Here is an 18,291-nt window from a genome sequence, read left to right on the forward strand (position 1 = left end):
CGCGGCGCCGCCCCCGACGCGCTCACATCCGGTCCGGGGCCGTGACGCCCAGCAGGGAGAGCCCGTTGCGGAGCACCTGCCCGGTCGCCTCGTTCAGGCGCAGCCGGGTCGAGTGCACGGCCTCGACCGGGTCCTCGCCCTGCGGCACGACCCGGCAGTTGTCGTACCAGCGGTGGTAGAGGCCGGCGACCTCCTCGAGGTACCGCGCGACGCGGTGCGGCTCGCGCAGCTCCGCGGCGTGCGCCACGATGCGCGGGAACTCCTGCAGGCCGCCGAGCAGCGCCGACTCGGTCGGATGCACCAGCGTCTCGGGCGCGAACGGCTCGACGGGGACGCCCGACGCCGCGGCCTTCGCCGCGACCTGGCGGGTGCGCGCGTGGGCGTACTGCACGTAGTAGACGGGGTTGTCGTTGCTCCGCTTGGTCAGCAGGTCGAGGTCGATGTCGAGGGTCGAGTCGGCCGAGGAGCGCACCAGCGAGTAGCGCGCGGCGTCCACGCCGACGGCCTCCGTGAGGTCCTCCATCGTGACGACGGTCCCCGCCCGCTTGGACATCCGGACCGCCTCCCCGTCGCGGAGCAGGTTGACCAGCTGGCCGATCAGGATCTCGAGGTTCACGCCCGGGGTGTCGCCGAACGCCGCGCACATCGCCATCATCCGGCCGATGTAGCCGTGGTGGTCGGCGCCGAGCATGATGATCGCCCGATCGAAGCCGCGCTCGCGCTTGTCGAGGTAGTAGGCGAGGTCGCCCGCGATGTAGGCCGCCTCCCCGTCGCTCTTGATGATGACGCGGTCGCGGTCATCGCCGAACGACGTGGTCCGCAGCCAGGTGGCGCCGTCGGCCTCGAAGATGTGCCCGAGCTCGCGGAGGCGCTCGATCGCGCGGTCGACGGCGCGCGACTCGTGCAGGGAGTTCTCGTGGAAGTACACGTCGAAGTCGACGCCGAACTCGTGCAGGCTCTGCTTGATCTCGCCGAACATCAGCTCGACGCCGATCGAGCGGAAGGTCTCGGCGAGCTCCTCCTCGGGCAGGACGGCGAGGTCGCCCGGGTAGGCGGCCGCGACGCGCTCGGCGATGTCGCCGATGTAGGCGCCGCCGTAGCCGTCCTCCGGGGTCGGCTCGCCGCGGTGGGCGGCGAGGAGGCTCCGCGTGAAGCGGTCGATCTGCGCGCCGTGGTCGTTGAAGTAGTACTCGCGGGTCACCTCGGCGCCCTGCGAGAGGAGCATCCGGGCCAGGCTGTCGCCGACCGCCGCCCAGCGCGTCCCGCCGATGTGGATGGGGCCGGTGGGGTTGGCGGAGACGAACTCGAGGTTCATCCGGACGCCGGCGTAGGCGGACCCGGTGCCGTAGGCCTCGCCCGCCTCGACGATCGCGCCGGCAAGTGCGCCCGCGGCCGCGGCCTCGAGCCGGACGTTGAGGAAGCCGGGACCGGCGACCTCGACGGTGGCGACGCCCTCGACCGCGCCCAGCCCCTCGGCCAGCTCGGCGGCGAGTTCGCGCGGGTTCGCGCCGACCCGCTTCGCGAGCTTCATCGCGATGTTCGAGGCCCAGTCGCCGTGGTCGCGGTTCTTCGGGCGCTCCAGCACGACGTCCGAGAGCTCGACGCCCGCATCGCTCCCCCGTCGCTGCACGGCGTCGAGGACGAGGGCGTGCAGGGAGGCGGCGAGCTGTTCGGGAGTCACGGGGAGCGATTCTACCGGCCGCCGCGCCCGCGCCCCCCGTCCCTCCTGCACCGCGGGGCCGCTCGGCAGGGCGGCGTTGCTAGGGTGCGACGCATGCGCCGTCCCGCCGCCCTCCTCCTCGTCGCCCTCGCCGCGGCGGCCCTCTCCGGCTGCTCCCCCGCGGCCGACCCGGAGCCGAGCGCGAGCGGCGCCGTCAGCGGCACGCCGATCCCCCTCGCCTGCGAGCAGCTGGTCCCGGCCTCGGCGCTCGCGGGCCTGTGGGGCGGATTCTCCCCGGACGACGGCATCGGGACCACCGCCGTCTCCGAGGAGATCGCCCAGTACGACGGCCTGGTCTGCGGATGGTCCGACGATTCGGGCGCCGAGCTGCAGCTGGCCGTGGCCCACCTCGACCCCGCGGTGATCGAGGCGCTCAAGAACGAGTTCTTCACCACCAGCAAGGCCGTCCCCACCTACGGCAAGCCGCCGGAGATCGAGGGCTACTACCAGGTGGCCGAGGGGCGGGGCGTCGCGGACGCCTTCGTCGGCGAGTACTGGATCGAGGCGTCCAGCGCCTCCTTCGTCGAGCCGGGCGACCCCGAGCCGCTCGTGCGGTCGGCGATCGGCGTCCTCGCCGGCTGAGCCCCGGCGTCAGCCCAGGCGCACCGGCGAGACGTGGTCGTCGACGAGCGCCGCGTCGCAGTCGGCCTCCACGCTCATCCCGGTCAGGCGCAGGTCCGTCAGGTAGCTGCTGAGGAACGCGGTGTCCGCCGTGTCCCGGCCGGACGAGATGCGCAGCATCGACCCGCGCGGAGCCAGCCGGGTCGCGTCCACGACGTGCCAGGCGCCGCCCACCCAGGCCTCCGTGACCGCGTGGAAGTCCCGCGGCTCGAGGCCCGGCGCGTAGACCGCCGTCACCCGGGCGGGGATGTCGAGGGCGCGGAGCAGCCCGGCGACCGTGTGCGCGAAGTCCCGGCACACGCCCTGGCCGCTCTCGATGACCTGCGCCGCTCCCCCGGTGCCGACCGTCGACCCGTAGACGTACGACAGGTGGCCGTGCACCCATTCCTCGACGGCCGCCAGCGCCTCGAAGCCCCGGGCCCGCCCGAACTCGCGCCGGGCGATCCCGCCGAGCACGTCCGCCTCGGCGTACCGGCTCGGCCGCAGGTACTCGACGAGCTCGAGCTCGCTCGGCTCGTCCGGAGCGCCGCGCCCGGCGACCCGCGCCCGGTACTCGACCCGCAGGTCGCCCTCGTTCCCCGCGACGCGGTGCACGCGGGCGCCGTGCCGCGCAGGGAACTCCCGCACCGGCACGTCCTGCCCGTCGAGCCGGACGGTGAAGGAGTCCTCGAACGAGTCGCCCGTGGGCGTCGCCGCCACCAGGAAGATCAGGTCGGTCGGGCCGTTCAGACGCAGATCCAGCGAGGCGGAGACAGTGCGCAGCATGGCTCCATCGTGGCATGCGCGAGGACCGCTCCCGGCGTCGGGGCCCGCCCCGCCCGGGTGCTAATGTGGTCAGGCACTCCTGGCCCCCATAGCTCAGGGGATAGAGCACTGCCCTCCGGAGGCAGGGGCGTAGGTTCGAATCCTACTGGGGGCACATCCGCGGTTTTCCGCTCTCCTTCCTCGCACATGGGCGCTCAGCTCCGGTGCTCGACGCCCCTCGAGGCGCACCCCTCCATCACGGACCGAGCGGCGTCACCCGGTGGGCGACCGAGTCCGACCGTGGCGCTCCTCACCCGGCGCTCCGACACTCCCGAGACAGCACGAAGGCCCGCGATCGTCGATCACGGGCCTTCGGAACGTTCACCACCGGCACTCGGCCGGTCGGGCTCACTCGTAGAGGTGGAAGGTGCCGGCGCAGTCGGCCGAGCAGAAGCCGTCGCGGCGACGGGCCGAGGCCGCTCCGCATGCTTCGCAGCGGCGGCGTCCGAGCATCCGCGAGATCAGGCTCTGAGGCGCCGACGCGACCACCGAGACCGGGGTGTCGGGGCGCACGGGGGCTCCCGTGGTCGAATCGAGCTGGATCCCAGCGGTGTCGAGCGTGGCGCGGAGCATCCGTGTTCCTTCCGATCGGTGAACCATGTGCGAGCACTGTATTGCCAGTCCCTGAGATTCTGCGAAGGGCTTGACGCGGCTCGTGATCGAGATTAGTCGAAATCGACACCTGTCGGTCAGTCCGGATCGACCCGGGGAACGACGAACAGCCGTGCCCCTTCCTGGCGGAGAGGGGCACGGCTGTTCGGGTGTCGGGGATCGGTGGGCGGACGACGCCGGAGCTCATGGGAGCGGGGCGTCGGGCCCGGAACGACCGGGAAGTGGGCCTAGTACGCGCCGCTGGTGCTCCGGGTGTCGATCACCACCGTCGATGCGGGAACCGGGACCGGTCGCAGGGCGGGGAGCGAGGCGCTCCTGCCCGTGCGGAACGGCAGCAGGACGAGCATGACGGGGAGAAGGACGATCCACAGGAGGACCGACAGCGCGAGACGCGCCCAGATGGAAAGAATATTGAGCATGTTTGTGCCGCCTTCGGGTGACGGTAGAGGTGAACTTCGCGAATAGTATCATCGGGCCGACGGGGGGAGAAGAGTAGAATTGCGCCATTGATCGAGCCTCTCCCGCCACGCCCCCCAGCGGTCTGTCATTCCTCATTCGTCGCCCAGCGCCGATCGGATGGGTCGATCCCGCATCCGATCGACACACGGCCCGCGCAGTGCGTCCTCCTGGGAGCCGGGCCGTAGGGTGAGCGCGTGAAGATCCTTGTCGTCGAAGACGATCCAGCCATGGGTGAGGCCCTCGTCGGCGGCCTCGAAGACGCCGGCTACGAGGCCGTGCTCACCACGAACGGCATCGACGCGCTCGTCGCGTTCAGCAACGCCGAGTTCTCGGCCGCCATCGTGGACGTCATGCTCCCGGCGATGTCGGGCTTCGAGATCTGCCGCCGGATCCGCGAGCTCGGCCGGCCCACGCCGATCATGCTGCTGACCGCGCGGGACGCGATCGAGGACCGCGTCTTCGGGCTCGACGCCGGAGCGGACGACTACCTGACCAAGCCGTTCGCGTTCACCGAGCTCAACGCGCGCCTCCGGGCCCTCCTGCGCCGCAGCCCGTCGCTGATGTCCACCTCGATCGACGTCGGACGCATCACCGTGGACGGATCGAGCATCCGGCGCACCGCCGACGGCTCGCGCATCCACGTCAGCCCGAAGGAGCTCGAGCTCCTCAAGCTCCTCATCACTCCCGTCGGCTCCGTCGTGACCCGCCAGCGGATCCTCTCCGAGATCTGGGGCGGCGGCGAGATCGTCGACAACAACATCGTCGACCAGTACGTCAGCTACCTGCGCAAGAAGCTCCCGACCGAGGACACGGGCGTCAGCATCGTGACCGTCCGCGGCAAGGGCTACTTCCTCCGCCCGGTCGAGTAGCCCGTGTCGCGGATGAGCACGGCACGCCGCAGGGTCGGCGCGCTCTCGATCCGCGCGAGGATCACCGTGGGAACGGTCGCTGTGGCGACCGCCCTCTTCGCGCTCGCGGCGCTGCTCTTCTACCAGGTGGTCACCGGCATCGTCGACCGCAGCGAGCGGACGATCCTGATGTCGATCGAGGACGAGGTGCGCCGCGACATCTCGGCGGGCAACGTCCCGCGCACGCAGGGCTCGTCGACGGGCCAGCTGTTCCTCGCCCTCGCTCCCGACGGGAGCGTCAGCACCTCGACCATGCCCTCGCGCCTGAGCGGCGAGGTGCTCAGCGCTCTGGCGGAGGAGCCCGCCGACACCTCGCCCCGGTACGCCGACGTGACGACGGCGAACGGCAGCTACCTGGTCCGCTTCACGGCCATCGAGAGCGATCGCGGCGTCTGGCAGGTCGCCTCCGCCCGCGATCAGGCCGCGTCGCAGCTCGTCCTCGACGACTTCGCCCACGTGCTCGTCTACGCCGCGATCTTCCTCGTCGTCACGTTCGGGCTCGCCTCGTGGATCCTGACGGGCGCGGCCCTCGCCCCGGTGCGCCGGATGCGGGCGCGCGCGGATCAGATCGCCGCCGAACCCGGGCAGGGCGACCAGCTCCCGGTCGTCGGCACGCGCGACGAGATCGACGAGCTCGCGGTGACGCTGAACGCGTTCCTGACCAAGCAGACCGCGTCGCTGGCCCGGGAGAAGCAGATGGTGTCGGATGCGAGCCACGAGCTCCGCACTCCCCTCGCCGCGCTCTCCGCCCAGCTCGAGATCGCCCACCACCGCGTCGATGACCCGGTCGCGGTCGACCGGGTCATCCTCGACGCGCAGAAGAGCGTCGACCGGCTCGTGCGCCTCGCATCCGCCCTCCTCGACATCTCGCGCATCGAGAGCCGCACCGTCCGCCCGACCGCTCCCTTCGCCGAGCTCGTCGACGAGCTGGTGGGCGCCGTCGACCGCACCCGCCTGCTCGCCTCGGAGTCGGGGGTGGAGATCGACTACGAGATCGACGAGCGCGAGCCGGCGCGGCTCTACGCGGTCGCGTCCCAGGACTTCGGCCGGGTGATCGACAACCTCGTGAGGAACGCGATCCAGGCGATGAACGGCGGCGGCATGATCGTCGCCTCCCTCTCGCAGTCGGACGGGCGCCTGATGCTCAGCGTCTCGGACGACGGACCGGGGATGCCCGACGCCTTCATCCCGGTCGCCTTCGACCGCTTCTCCCGCCCGGACGACTCCCGCACCCTCGCCTCCGGCGGCAGCGGTCTGGGGCTGGCCCTGGTGCACACCACCGTGCTCTCGGCCGGCGGGACGGTCGCCCTGGTCAACCGCTCCCCCCGGGGTCTCGCGGTCGACATCGTCCTCCCGCCCGTCGGCTCCGCCTGAGCCGCCCCGCCCCCGGAACGACGAAGGCCCCCGGCGGACCGGGGGCCTTCGTGGAGGATCGTCAACGCGGGTCGTCCTCGGGGCGGACGGGCTGCGGCTGCGGGTCGCCGACCGCGGCGGGCGGCGGAGCCCAGGCCGTCTGCGGCGCCTCCGCCGGGGAGGTGCCGCCGTCGAGCAGGTTGCGCGCGCGGTTGACCACCTCGGGGTCCACGAGCACGGAGTAGCTGGTCGCGATCACCTGCATGGTCGAGGTGAAGTCGCGACGGCGGCGGTTCACGGCGTAGGAGGCGAGCCCGAAGAGCATCCCGAAGCCGGCGCCGAGGAGGACCGCCGCGATGAGGAAGGAGAGCTCCGTCGTCGGCGAGAAGATGATGAGCAGGAGGCCCAGGAAGACGCCGAGCCAGGCGCCGGAGGCCGCTCCGGCGAGAGCGACGCGGCCCCAGGTGAGCTTGCCGGTCACCCGCTCGACGCTCTTGAGCTCATTGCCGATGATGGCGAGCTGGCGCACCGGGAAGTCGGCGCGGGCGAGCACGTCGACGGCGGCCTGCGCCTCCTGGTACGTGTCGAACGTGGCGAGGATCTCCCCGCGCGGGATCGTGGGGAAGGCCGGCCCTCGGCCGCTGAACGGCGTCTGCTGAGTCACCCGGACAGAATCGCACAGGCCACTTGAAGGTCTCTGAACGGATTCGGAGAACCGGCCGAGGGCGAGCCGGGAACGCTCGGCGTCCGCCCGGCTGCACGGGACTAGGTTTGTAGCCGTGAGTTCCGCCAGAGTCTTCGTCGCGCGCTTGGCCGGATGCAGTGTCTTCGACCCGGCCGGCGATCGCGTCGGCAAGGTCCGTGACGTGCTCCTGGTCTACCGGCAGAACGACGCCCCGCGGGTGGTCGGCCTGGTGGTCGAGATCCCCGGGCGCCGTCGCGTCTTCGTGTCGATCGGCCGGGTCACCAGCATCGGCAGCGGCCAGATCATCACCACCGGGCTGATCAACGTGCGCCGCTTCGAGCAGCGGGGCGGCGAGGTCCGCGTCATCGCCGAGCTCCTCGGCCGCCGGGTGAGCTTCGTGGACGGCTCCGGTGACGCGGTCGTCGAGGACGTCGCGATCGAGGAGGCCGCTCCCGGCGAGTGGGAGCTCGCGCAGCTCTTCGTCCGCCGGCCCAAGACCAGCCCCTCCCCCTTCGCCAAGGGCGCGACCGCCTTCGCCGGCTGGCGCGAGGTCCGCGAGAGCGTCTCGACCGAGGCGCAGTCCGCCGAGCAGTACGTCGCCAGCCTCTCCGAGCTCAAGCCCGCCGACCTCGCCAGCACGCTCCTCGACCTGCCGCAGCAGCGGATGCTCGAGGTCGCCGGCGAGCTCTCGGACGACCGCCTCGCGGACGTGCTCGAGGAGATGCCCGAGAGCGAGCAGGTCGAGATCCTCGGCCGGCTCGACGACGACCGCGCCGCCGACGTCCTCGACCAGATGCAGCCGGACGACGCGGCCGACCTGATCGCCCAGCTCTCGGAGGAGCGCGGCGAGGCGCTCCTGGAGCTGATGGAGCCCGAGGAGGCGGACGACGTCCGCATGCTCCTCACCTACGCTCCGGAGTCCGCCGGCGGTCTGATGACCACGGAGCCGATCATCGTCTCCTCCGAGGCGACCGTCGCCGAGGGTCTCGCCCTCATCCGCCGCCACGAGCTCGCCCCGGCCCTCGGCGCCGCCGTCTGCGTCACGCTGCCGCCCTACGAGCCGCCGACCGGCCGCTTCCTCGGCATGGTGCACTTCCAGCGAATGCTCCGCTACCCGCCGCACGAGCGCCTCGGCACCCTGCTCGACCAGAGCATGGACCCGATCACGCCCGAGACCTCGGCGGCCGAGGTCGCCCGGATCCTGGCCAGCTACAACCTCGTCTCGGTGCCCGTCGTCGACGCGTCCCACCGCCTCGTCGGCGTCGTGACCATCGACGACGTCCTCGACTACCTCCTCCCCGACGACTGGCGCAGCCACGGCGACGACGACGAACCGAGGAAGCCGGTGACGACGGCGACGCAGGGCGTCCCGCTCGTGCCGCCGGCACCCGCGGCGACAGGCAGGACACGACGGGGACGGAGGGGCGCGCGTGGCTAGGGACACCAAGCAGGACCGGCGCCTGGACGCTCCCAAGGGCTTGCGCACCCGCGTCCTCTCGCGGCGGAACCGCCCGAGCAGCGACCGCTTCGGCCGCCTGACCGAGTCGTTCGCCCGCGGCATGGGCACGCCGTGGTTCCTGGTCGGCATGACGATCTTCTGCGTCTTCTGGCTGATGTTCAACACCTACGGGCCCGCGGACGCGCGCTTCGACTCGCAGGCTCTCGGCTTCACGGTGCTGACGCTGATCCTCTCGCTGCAGGCCTCCTACGCCGCGCCGCTGCTGCTGCTCGCGCAGAACCGCCAGGACGACCGCGACCGCGTCCAGATCGAGCAGGACCGGCAGCGGGCCGAGCGCAACCTCGCGGACACCGAGTACCTCGCGCGCGAGGTCGTGGCCCTGCGCCTGGCGATCCGCGACATGGCGAGCAAGGACTTCATCCGCTCGGAGCTGCGCGGACTGCTCGAGGAGCTCGAGAAGGATCGGGCGCAGGAGCCCGAGCGGCGCGATGCCTGACGTCGCCGCCATCGAGACCGCCGTCAGGACGGCGCTGGCCCGCGTCGTCGATCCGGAGATCCGGAAGCCCATCACCGAGCTCGACATGCTCGAGTCGGTCGAGGCGGCCGTCGACGGAGCGGTCCGCGTCACGATCCGACTGACCATCGTCGGCTGCCCGGCCGCCTCCGCGATCGAGCGTGACGTGCGCGAGGCCGCGGCCTCGGCTCCCGGAGTCACGGCGGTCGACGTCGTGGTCGGAGTCATGACGTCGGCGCAGCGCACCGCCCTCACCGAGCGCCTCCAGGGCGGCCGCCGGAGCATGCCCTTCGGCCCGGACTCGCTCACCCGCGTGTACGCGGTCACCAGCGGCAAGGGCGGCGTCGGCAAGTCGACCGTCACCGCCAACCTCGCGGTCGCCCTCGCTCAGCGGGGTCTCGCGGTCGGCCTCGTGGACGCCGACGTGCACGGCTTCTCCATCCCCGGCCTGCTCGGCCTGATGCACGACGGGCGCGTCGCGGGGCCCACCCGCGTCGGCGAGCTGATGCTGCCGCCGGTGGCGTACGGCGTGAAGGTCATCTCGATCGGGATGTTCCTCGAGGGCGACACCCGCGGGGCGGCCGTCTCCTGGCGCGGGCCCATGCTGCACCGCACGATCTCCCAGTTCCTCACCGACGTGTACTTCGGCGACCTCGACGTGCTCCTGCTCGACCTGCCTCCCGGCACGGGGGACGTGGCGATCTCCATCGGGCAGCTGCTCCCGCATGCGGAGGTCCTCATCGTCACCACACCGCAGCCGGCGGCCGCCGACGTGGCCGAGCGCAGCGGCGCGCTCGCCCGCCAGTCGGGTCAGCGCATCGTCGGAGTGGTCGAGAACATGTCCGGACTCCCCCAGCCCGACGGCTCGGTGCTGGAGCTCTTCGGCAGCGGAGGCGGCGCCGAGGTCGCGCGTCGGCTTACCGCGGCGGGCGACGAGGTGCCGCTGCTCGCGTCGCTGCCGATCTCCGTCGCGCTGCGGGCGGGGGGCGATGAGGGCGTGCCCGTCGTCGTCGGCGATCCGGAGGATCCTGCTGCCCGGGCGATCGACGCCCTGGCGGCGACGCTCGCCGCGCGGCCGCGGGGACTGATCGGCCGTCGGCTTCCGCTCGCCGTCGGCTGACGCCTCCGCGCGGCTTGGTGCGGACGGCGTCGGTCGGGACGCCCGCCCGGCGCTCCTCGCGGAGCAGGGCTCAGGTGGCCTCGGAGTCGATCGGCGGCGGCGCGACGCTCGAGAGCGTGCCGGACGAGACGGAGCGCTGCATCGTCGTGTAGTAGCTGTCCTGCGCGGAGCCGGTGCCGCCCGGCACGACCGGAGCGGCGACAGCGGTGGGCGGCTTCACGGTGGGGGCCGGATCGTCCTCGAGCAGGGCGTCGCGGATGATGCGGCGGGGATCATACTGGCGCGGGTCGAGCTTCTTCCAGTCGACGTCGTTGAACTCGTCGCCCATCTCGTCCTTGACGCGCTCCCGGGCCTGCGTGGCGAATCCGCGCACCTTGCGCACGAGCTGCCCGAGCTGGGCGGCGTAGTGCGGGAGGCGGTCGGGACCCAGCACGAAGACGGCGATGACCCCGATGATGAGGAGCTTGTCGAACGTCAGACCGAACACGAGGACAACACTAACCCGCCGCGCCTCCCTCGCGGAGCCCGCGCGCCACCGTACCCTGACGATGCCCGGGCGCGATCCGCCCGGTGCACCGATCAGAGGAGCGCCCCCGTGTCCGACAAGGATGCCAACTGGAAGTACGCCGAGGACGCGGTCGTCGAGTCGGAGGCCATCGCCTCGGCCCGCCGGCTCTCGGTCGAGCTGGGCATCGACGCCGTCTCCCCCTCGATCGGCGCGCAGGCCGCGCTGGTCGCCGCCGCGGCGCGCGCGACCTCCATCATCGAGATCGGCACCGGCACCGGAGTGAGCGGCCTGTGGCTGCTCGACGGCGCCCCCGAGGCCATGCTCACCTCGATCGACTCCGAGGCGGTGCACCAGCAGCACGCGCGCGCCCAGTTCCACGAGGCGGGCATCTCGCCCAACCGGCTCCGGCTCATCCCGGGCCGCGCCCTCGAGGTGCTGCCCCGCATGAACGAGAACTCCTACGACATCGTCTTCGTCGACGGCGATCCGCTGCAGGTCATCGAGAACGTCGAGCACGCGCTGCGGCTCGTCCGTCCGGGCGGGACGGTCCTCGTCCCCCACGCGCTCTGGCGCGGACGCGTGGCCAACCCCGCGCAGCGCGATGAGATCGCGACGGCGTTCCGCACGCTGGTGGCCGAGGTCTGCGCCTCCCCCGCCGTGGTCAGCGTGCTCTCGCCGATCGGCGACGGCCTGCTGCAGGCCAACAAGCGCCGCGCCTGACGAGCGCGGCCGACCGGGGACAGACGGAACGCCCGCCGCACGGTGTGCGACGGGCGTTCACGACGGTGCGGATCAGGCGGGAGACACCACAGACGCGAGCGCGTCGTGCAGCTCTTTCGCCTCTGCATCGTTGACCGAGACGACGAGGCGTCCGCCTCCTTCGAGCGGAACGCGCACGACGATGAGTCGGCCCTCCTTAACAGCCTCCATCGGTCCGTCTCCGGTCCTCGGCTTCATGGCCGCCATAGAGTTCCCCTTTCGTGACGTATCCCCCTATTATCGTGCATCCGCGGGGGTGTTCCGAACCGCGCCCGGAAGTCGGGCGTCAGCCGATCACGGCGGGGACCAGTCGCCGGGGGTGAACACCCAGCACAGCAGCACCCAGACGATCTGCCCGACGATCGATGCGGCCACCACGAACACCCTCAGGAGAGTCGACCGCGGCACCGCGAGCGCCCCGGCCAGCGGGAACATCGGCATCAGGATGCGGAACGTGCTCGACTGCGGGTAGAAGAACGCGAAGAGGTAGATCGCGTAGCCGCCGACCCAGAGCCGCGAGAAGACGTCGAGGCTGCGCGTGGCCCGCGAGAACAGGATCGCCAGGAATCCGAGCACCACCACGACGGTGATGCCCATGCCCGTGATCGGCGAGCCGAACCAGAGGCCTCCCCACCAGCCTCCACCGGCGAACCAGGAGGTGAAGGGGATGAGCTCGCCCTCGCCGATGAAGACGCTGCGCCAGGCGAGCTCGGTGTCGGTGTAGGCGGTGAAGGAGCCGGTGACCGCCCAGGCGATGAGCAGCCAGGCGAAGCCCACCGCGAGGGACCAGACCGTGAGGGAGACCGTGAAGGCGAACTCCCGGCGGGCGAACGGCTCGGTGCCGCGCACGTGGCGCCAGACGCGGTAGAGGAAGTAGAGGCCCGTCATCGCCGCGATCGCGAGGCCGCTCGGGCGCAGGAGCCCCACGACCAGCACGACGGGGAACGTCCAGATCCATTTGCGGCGCACCAGAAGGAGGAGCAGCACGGCCGTCAGGAGGATGCCGCCGGACTCCGCGTAGCCGATCTGCAGGATCGGGGACGTCGGAGCGACGCAGAAGAAGACGATCCCCATCAGCGCCTGGCCCTCGCTGAGCGAGACGCGGAACAGCCGGTAGATCACCAGGCACGCCGCTGCACTGCAGACCAGGGCGACGAGCACCGCCGCGTTCGCCCAGTCGAGCCCGGTGATGTTCATCAGGCCGCGGACGGTGAACGGGTAGACGGGCATGAACGCCCAGGGGTTCTGCTCCACGGCTCCGGACGGCGAGAGCGGCAGGACCGACGGGTACCCCGTCATCCCGATCCGCTCGTACCAGCCGCCATCCCACGTCGTCGCGAATCGGACGTAGGTGTCGCGGAGTCCCGTCCACTCGACGCCCTGACGCACGGCGCCGACACGGAGCATGATCACGGTCGTGACGACCCGGGACACGGCGAAGACCAGGAGCACCTGGATCCACCACGGGATCCTCCGGAGCAGACCCCAGCGGGAGCGGGACGGAGAGGCGTCCTCCGTCTCCGGCGCGATCGCGGTGGCGCTCACGCGAGCGGCCCGCGGTCCGTCGCGGAGGGGGTCGTCAGCGGGGAGCGGGCGGGTGTCGCCGCGGCTCGCCGGCGGGTCGGCCGGAGGAGGGGCGACGCGTGTCGCGGCTCACCGGCTGGCGTGAGGGGAGACATTCCGACGAGCATACCCGTGCGGGAGTCGGGAGTCCCCGGAGGAGCACCGCGCCGGGCGGGCGCACGGCACGATCACGGCGGGGTCCAGTCCGATCCGGCGACGGCCCAGCAGATCGAGATCCAGACGATCTGGCCGCCGATCCCGAGCAGGACCAGCGCGACCCGGAAGACCGGCGAGCGCGGCACCGCCAGCGCTCCGACGAGCGGGAACATCGGGCCCAGCAGCCGGAAGGTGCTCGACTGCGGGAAGAAGAACGCCAGCAGGTAGACGCCGTACCCGGCGACCCAGGCCCGGCTGAAGAGATCGAGCCGCCGTGTCCACGGTGCGGCGAGGATCCCGACGAACGCCGCCAGGAGGAGCACCACCAGCACGACGCCGACGGCCGGAGCACCGAACCACCACGAGCCCCACCAGGCGCCGCCCTGGAACCACGGGGTCAGCGGGAGCAGCTCCTGGTAGCCGATGTAGACCGCACGCCACGCCAGCTCGGTGTCGGTGTACGCGGTCATCGACCCGGTGACGGCCCACGCCACGGCGGGCCAGAGGAAGCCGACCACGAGCCCCCACGCCGTCAGGCCCACGGCCGGCAGCCACTCCGACCGCGGGAACGGCTCCGTGCGGCGCCGGACGAACCGGTAGACGACGTACAGGCCGAGCGCGGCGGCGAAGGCGAGCCCGCTCGGCCGCGTCAGGCCCAGCAGCAGCACGACGGGCACGACAGCGAGCCAGCGCCGCCGCACCAGGAGGAGGAGCGTGACCGCGGTCAGCAGCATCGCCATCGACTCCGCGTAGGCGAGCTGCATCAGCGGCGAGGTCGGCGCCACGCAGAACAGCAGCACCGCCGTCAGCGACTGCGACTCGCCGAGGGAGTGCCGGAAGAGGCGGTACAGGACGAGGCAGGCTCCGGCTCCGCACAGGACGGAGACGGTCACGGCGGCCGGAGCCCAGGTGAAGCCGGTGAGCGCCATCAGCGCCTTCACGACGCTCGGGTAGAGCGGCATGAAGGCCCAGGCGTTCTCTCCCACGTGGCCGTCCTGCGTGATCGGCAGGAAGCCGGGGTATCCGGTGGCCGCGATGATCTCGTACCAGCGGCCGTCCCACATCGACGCGAAGGCCGAGTAGGACGGGGAGGGTCCGGTCCACGGGTTCGCGAGCTGGTGCGCGGCGAACTGCAGCAGAATCACCGTCGTGACCACGCGGGTCGCGATGTACACCAGGAGGACCCGCGCCCACCACGGGACCAGGCGCAGGCGGAGTCGGACGGGGACGGCCGTGGCGCTCGCGCTCACGAGGACGCGGTCAGCCAGCGGCGGAGGCCCTCGGCGCACTCGGTGATCTCGTGCACCGCCACGCGCTCGTCGTCGGCGTGGGCCCGGAGCGGGTCGCCCGGTCCGTAGTTGACAGCCGGGATGCCCATGGCGGAGAACCGCGCGACGTCGGTCCAGCCGTACTTGGGCTTCGCCTCGGCTCCGACGGCCGCGAGGAAGGCCTGGGCCAGAGGTGCGTCCAGCCCCGGGCGGGCGCCCTCGGCCAGATCGTCCACCGTCACCTCGAACCCCTCGAAGAGCTCCTCGAGGTGGGCGAGCGCCTCCTCCCCGGACCGGTCGGGGGCGAAGCGGTAGTTGACCTGCACCGTGCAGAGGTCCGGGATCACGTTGCCCGCGACCCCGCCGGTGACGCGCACGGCGTTGACGCCCTCGCGGTACACGAGGCCCTCGACCTCGACCTCGCGCGGTACGTAGGCGGCGAGGCGGTCGAGGATCGGCGCCGCCGCGTGGATCGCGTTCTCGCCGACCCAGCTGCGGGCGGAGTGGGCGCGGACGCCGCGGGTGACCACGTCGACCCGGAGCGTCCCGTTGCAGCCGCCCTCCACTGCTCCGCTCGTCGGCTCGCCGAGCACCGCGAAGTCGGCGGAGAAGAGGTCGGGGCGGTGCCGGGAGAGGCGGCCGAGGCCGTTGAGGTCCGCTGCGACCTCCTCGTTGTCGTACCACATCCAGGTGATGTCGACGGCCGGATCGGAGAGCTCGGCGGCGAGGACGAGCTGCACCGCCACTCCGGCCTTCATGTCGACGGTCCCGCGGCCGACCAGGTGCTCGACGCCGTCGATCGTCTCGGCGACGACGGGCAGGTTGCCGTTGACCGGCACCGTGTCGAGGTGCCCGGCGATCACGACGCGCTGGGCGAGGCCGAGGTTCGTCCGCGCCACGACGGTGTGGCCGTCGCGGATGACCTCGAGGTGGTCGTACTGCTCGAGCGCCCACTGCACCGCGTCCGCGATCTCGAGCTCGTCGCCCGAGACGGACGGGATGTCGCAGAGGATCCGCGTCAGGGCGACCGGATCGGTGCGCAGATCGAGCGGAGGGGCGGTGGTCGGATCGGCCATGCGCCCCAGGGTAGCGGCCGGACGCTCCGCGCTACCCTGATCGGCATGACCCTCGAGCACTCCGCAGACTCCTCCGCGCCCGCCTCCGCCTGGGGATACGGGCTCGCCACCGTGGCCGACGACGGCACCGTCCTCGACACCTGGTTCCCGGAGCCCCGCCTCGGCACCATCCCGGCCGGCCGCGACCCCTGGATCGTGCCGGCGGAGTTCGAGGAGCAGGCCGGCGAGGATCCGCGCCGCGAGGTCCGCATCGACGTGGTCACGCTGCAGATCGACGTGCAGGCGCCGCCCGCCTCCACGTCCGACGCCTACCTGCGGCTGCACCTGCTCTCGCACCTCCTGGTCCGCCCGAACGAGGTGAACCTCGACGGCGTCTTCGCCCACCTGCCGAACGTGGTGTGGACGAACGCCGGTCCGGTCTCGCCGAAGTCGTTCACCCGCCTGCGCCCCTCGCTCCGGCGCCACGGCATCCAGGCCACCGGCATCGACAAGTTCCCGCGTCTGACCGACTACGTCACCCCGGCGAAGGTGCGCATCGCGGACACCTCGCGCGTCCGCCTCGGGGCGCATCTGGCACCCGGCACGACGGTGATGCACGAGGGCTTCGTCAACTTCAACGCCGGGACCCTCGGCAGCTCGATGGTCGAGGGGCGCATCTCGCAGGGCGTCGTGGTCGGCGACGGCTCGGACATCGGCGGCGGCGCCTCCATCATGGGCACCCTCTCGGGCGGAGGAGTGCAGCGCGTCTCGATCGGCGCGCGGGCCCTGCTGGGTGCGAACTCGGGCATCGGCATCTCCCTCGGCGACGACACCGTCGTCGAGGCCGGCCTCTACGTGACCGCCGGCACCAAGGTCGTCGTGGTCGGCGGAGCGCCGCGCGCCGACGGCGCCCCGCAGACCGTGAAGGCCGTGCAGCTCTCGGGCGTGCCGAACCTGCTCTTCCGCCGCAACTCCCTCACCGGGGCCGTCGAGGTCCTCCCCCGCACCGGCGCCGGCATCGAGCTGAACGCCGCCCTGCACGCCTGAGGACGGGCGTCCGGCGCCGCCGGGCCCAGCAGGCGGCACCCCGGGACGAACCGTGCTGATCGAGTCCGCGGCGACCACGCCGCTCTGCGTCCCGCCTCGAAGAAGCGGTTCGAGCCTCGGACGGCCGACGAGAGGCGGATGCGCCGCACGGCGAGAGCCCGCCCCCGGCGGGGACGGGCTCTCGGGGACCGGTCAGCGGTCGTTCGGCCAGTGGCGCTCGGGCGAGCCCATGTAGAGCTGCTGCGGGCGGCCGATCTTGGTCTGCTTGTCGGTGTTCATCTCGCGCCAGTGGGCGATCCAGCCGGGCAGGCGGCCGATCGCGAAGAGGACGGTGAACATCCGGGTCGGGAAGCCCATCGCCTTGTAGATGACGCCCGTGTAGAAGTCGACGTTCGGGTAGAGGCGCCGCTCCTTGAAGTAGTCGTCCTCGAGCGCGAGGGCCTCGAGCTCCATCGCGATGTCGAGCAGCGGGTCCTTCACGCCGAGGGCCTGCAGGACCTCGGAGGCGCTCTCCTTGACCAGCTTCGCGCGCGGGTCGTAGTTCTTGTACACCCGGTGGCCGAAGCCCATCAGGCGCACGCCCTCCTCCTTGTTCTTCACCCGCTCGACGAACGTCGACACGCTCTCGCCCGACTCGCGGATCCGGCCGAGCATGGTGAGCACCGCCTCGTTCGCTCCGCCGTGCAGAGGGCCGAACAGGGCGTTGATGCCGGCAGACACCGAGGCGTAGAGGTTCGCCTCGGTCGAGCCGACGAGGCGGACGGTCGACGTCGACGCGTTCTGCTCGTGGTCCTCGTGGAGGATCAGGAGGCGGTCGAGCGCCTTCGAGAGCACCGGGTCGACCTGGTACTGCTCGGCCATCGTGCCGAAGTTGAGGCGGAGGAAGTTGTCGACGAAGCTCAGCGAGTTGTCCGGGTAGAGGAACGCCTGGCCGATCGCCTTCTTGTGGGCGTACGCCGCCATCACGGGCAGCTTCGCCAGGAGGCGGATCGTGGTGAGCTCCACAGCTTCCGGATCCTTCGGGTTGGAGCTGTCCTCGTAGTACGTCGACAGGGCCGAGACTCCGGCCGAGAGCACCGACATGGGGTGCGCGCTGTGGGGAAGCGCGTCGAAGAAGCGCTTGAGGTCCTCGTGGAGGAGCGTGTGGCGGCGGATGCGCTCGTCGAAGCCCGCGAGCTCGTCGGCCGTCGGCAGCTCGCCGTAGATGAGGAGCCAGGCCACCTCGAGGTAGGTCGCGTTGGTGGCCACCTCCTCGATCGGGTAGCCGCGGTAGCGGAGGATCCCCTGGTCGCCGTCGATGTAGGTGATCTGCGACTTGGTCGCCGCCGTGTTCACGAAGCCGTAGTCGAGCGACATGAAGCCGGTCTGCTTCGACAGGGTCGAGAAGTCGATGCTCGAGGAGCCGTCGACGCTGCGCAGGACCGGGAAGTCCGCGGTGCGGTCGCCGAAGGTGAGCGTGACCTTCTCGGGGAGCTCCTGCTCCGCCGGCGCGGGAGGCGGCGTCGTGGCGCTCCCGGTCGCGGGCTCCGTGGAGCCCACCGTCGCGGTTCCGTCGCTCTGCGTGCCGGATTCGGTCACAACGCCTCCCAGGTCGTCGCGGTCGCACCCCGGAAGCGCTCGCGCGGAGCGGGCGGCGCCGGGTCTGGATCGTGGTGCAGCCGGGGCCTCGCGAGGCGCCGT

General features: G+C 71.8%; 19 protein-coding genes and 1 tRNA gene. 9 read left to right on the top strand and 11 right to left on the bottom strand.

Annotated elements, in window-relative coordinates:
- Positions 1-22 precede the first annotated feature (22 nt).
- Positions 23-1,681: an arginine--tRNA ligase gene (gene argS, locus C5B93_RS00720; protein WP_104222999.1), complete on the bottom strand. Its 1,659-nt coding sequence runs from the start codon at positions 1,679-1,681 to the stop codon at positions 23-25.
- Between the two features lie 93 nt (positions 1,682-1,774).
- Here argS and C5B93_RS00725 point away from each other — a divergent pair, with 93 nt between their 5' ends.
- Entirely contained in the window at positions 1,775-2,302 is a 528-nt protein-coding gene (locus C5B93_RS00725; RefSeq protein WP_104237561.1) for a hypothetical protein, read from the top strand.
- A gap of 9 nt (positions 2,303-2,311) precedes the next feature.
- Here the strand turns inward: C5B93_RS00725 and C5B93_RS00730 are convergent, their stop codons facing one another.
- Positions 2,312-3,106 (bottom strand): transglutaminase family protein, encoded by a 795-nt coding sequence (locus C5B93_RS00730; protein WP_104291533.1) that lies wholly within the window; start codon positions 3,104-3,106, stop codon positions 2,312-2,314.
- Positions 3,107-3,188: 82 nt separating this feature from the next.
- On the opposite strand from C5B93_RS00730, the gene C5B93_RS00735 reads away from it, so the two are divergent.
- Positions 3,189-3,260 (top strand) — tRNA-Arg (locus tag C5B93_RS00735).
- Positions 3,261-3,493: 233 nt separating this feature from the next.
- Here C5B93_RS00735 and C5B93_RS00740 read toward each other — a convergent pair.
- A complete protein-coding gene (locus C5B93_RS00740; protein ID WP_104249561.1) occupies positions 3,494-3,718 on the bottom strand; it encodes a hypothetical protein in 225 nt (74 codons plus the stop codon).
- Positions 3,719-3,984: 266 nt separating this feature from the next.
- The gene (locus C5B93_RS00745) at positions 3,985-4,176 is read right to left on the bottom strand and encodes a hypothetical protein (RefSeq protein WP_104291534.1); all 192 of its coding nucleotides are present in this window, start codon (positions 4,174-4,176) and stop codon (positions 3,985-3,987) included.
- A gap of 234 nt (positions 4,177-4,410) precedes the next feature.
- On the opposite strand from C5B93_RS00745, the gene C5B93_RS00750 reads away from it, so the two are divergent.
- Both C5B93_RS00750 and C5B93_RS00755 read left to right on the top strand, forming a co-directional pair.
- Positions 4,411-5,085, top strand: coding sequence for a response regulator transcription factor (locus tag C5B93_RS00750; protein ID WP_258059273.1), 675 nt, complete (start codon positions 4,411-4,413; stop codon positions 5,083-5,085).
- A 66-nt stretch (positions 5,086-5,151) separates the two neighbouring features.
- Positions 5,152-6,498: a cell wall metabolism sensor histidine kinase WalK gene (locus C5B93_RS00755; protein WP_181068288.1), complete on the top strand. Its 1,347-nt coding sequence runs from the start codon at positions 5,152-5,154 to the stop codon at positions 6,496-6,498.
- Between the two features lie 61 nt (positions 6,499-6,559).
- On the opposite strand, the gene C5B93_RS00760 is transcribed toward C5B93_RS00755, so the two are convergent.
- Positions 6,560-7,141: a general stress protein gene (locus C5B93_RS00760; protein ID WP_258059272.1), complete on the bottom strand. Its 582-nt coding sequence runs from the start codon at positions 7,139-7,141 to the stop codon at positions 6,560-6,562.
- 115 nt (positions 7,142-7,256) lie between these two features.
- Here C5B93_RS00760 and C5B93_RS00765 point away from each other — a divergent pair, with 115 nt between their 5' ends.
- The 3 genes from C5B93_RS00765 to C5B93_RS00775 are packed head-to-tail and all read left to right on the top strand — an operon-like array spanning position 7,257 to position 10,255.
- Positions 7,257-8,600: a magnesium transporter MgtE N-terminal domain-containing protein gene (locus tag C5B93_RS00765; protein WP_104225554.1), complete on the top strand. Its 1,344-nt coding sequence runs from the start codon at positions 7,257-7,259 to the stop codon at positions 8,598-8,600.
- Entirely contained in the window at positions 8,593-9,117 is a 525-nt protein-coding gene (locus C5B93_RS00770; protein WP_104222991.1) for a DUF1003 domain-containing protein, read from the top strand. Before C5B93_RS00765 ends, C5B93_RS00770 begins: the two co-directional genes overlap by 8 nt.
- The gene (locus C5B93_RS00775) at positions 9,110-10,255 is read left to right on the top strand and encodes an Mrp/NBP35 family ATP-binding protein (protein ID WP_104291535.1); all 1,146 of its coding nucleotides are present in this window, start codon (positions 9,110-9,112) and stop codon (positions 10,253-10,255) included. Before C5B93_RS00770 ends, C5B93_RS00775 begins: the two co-directional genes overlap by 8 nt.
- Positions 10,256-10,325: 70 nt before the next feature.
- Here the strand turns inward: C5B93_RS00775 and C5B93_RS00780 are convergent, their stop codons facing one another.
- Complete coding sequence (locus tag C5B93_RS00780; protein WP_146076468.1) at positions 10,326-10,742, bottom strand: twin-arginine translocase TatA/TatE family subunit; 417 nt, start codon at positions 10,740-10,742, stop codon at positions 10,326-10,328.
- 108 nt (positions 10,743-10,850) lie between these two features.
- Between C5B93_RS00780 and C5B93_RS00785 the strand changes: the two genes are divergently transcribed.
- Complete coding sequence (locus C5B93_RS00785) at positions 10,851-11,483, top strand: O-methyltransferase (protein ID WP_104222989.1); 633 nt, start codon at positions 10,851-10,853, stop codon at positions 11,481-11,483.
- A gap of 72 nt (positions 11,484-11,555) precedes the next feature.
- On the opposite strand, the gene C5B93_RS00790 is transcribed toward C5B93_RS00785, so the two are convergent.
- The 4 genes from C5B93_RS00790 to dapE form a co-directional block, all read right to left on the bottom strand.
- The gene (locus C5B93_RS00790; RefSeq protein ID WP_068208299.1) at positions 11,556-11,729 is read right to left on the bottom strand and encodes a DUF3117 domain-containing protein; all 174 of its coding nucleotides are present in this window, start codon (positions 11,727-11,729) and stop codon (positions 11,556-11,558) included.
- Between the two features lie 87 nt (positions 11,730-11,816).
- On the bottom strand, positions 11,817-13,067 hold the full coding sequence (locus C5B93_RS00795; protein ID WP_104222988.1) for a hypothetical protein: 1,251 nt from the start codon (positions 13,065-13,067) through the stop codon (positions 11,817-11,819).
- A gap of 206 nt (positions 13,068-13,273) precedes the next feature.
- Positions 13,274-14,491: a hypothetical protein gene (locus C5B93_RS00800; protein WP_258068092.1), complete on the bottom strand. Its 1,218-nt coding sequence runs from the start codon at positions 14,489-14,491 to the stop codon at positions 13,274-13,276.
- A complete protein-coding gene (gene dapE, locus C5B93_RS00805; RefSeq protein WP_104246604.1) occupies positions 14,488-15,585 on the bottom strand; it encodes a succinyl-diaminopimelate desuccinylase in 1,098 nt (365 codons plus the stop codon). Before dapE ends, C5B93_RS00800 begins: the two co-directional genes overlap by 4 nt.
- Before the next feature lie 45 nt (positions 15,586-15,630).
- Here dapE and dapD point away from each other — a divergent pair, with 45 nt between their 5' ends.
- Complete coding sequence (gene dapD, locus C5B93_RS00810; protein WP_104291536.1) at positions 15,631-16,611, top strand: 2,3,4,5-tetrahydropyridine-2,6-dicarboxylate N-succinyltransferase; 981 nt, start codon at positions 15,631-15,633, stop codon at positions 16,609-16,611.
- A gap of 192 nt (positions 16,612-16,803) precedes the next feature.
- Here the strand turns inward: dapD and C5B93_RS00815 are convergent, their stop codons facing one another.
- The gene (locus C5B93_RS00815; RefSeq protein WP_258062828.1) at positions 16,804-18,189 is read right to left on the bottom strand and encodes a citrate synthase; all 1,386 of its coding nucleotides are present in this window, start codon (positions 18,187-18,189) and stop codon (positions 16,804-16,806) included.
- Positions 18,190-18,291 lie beyond the last annotated feature (102 nt).

This window comes from Rathayibacter sp. AY1A2 (assembly GCF_002930935.1).
GTDB lineage: Bacteria > Actinomycetota > Actinomycetes > Actinomycetales > Microbacteriaceae > Rathayibacter.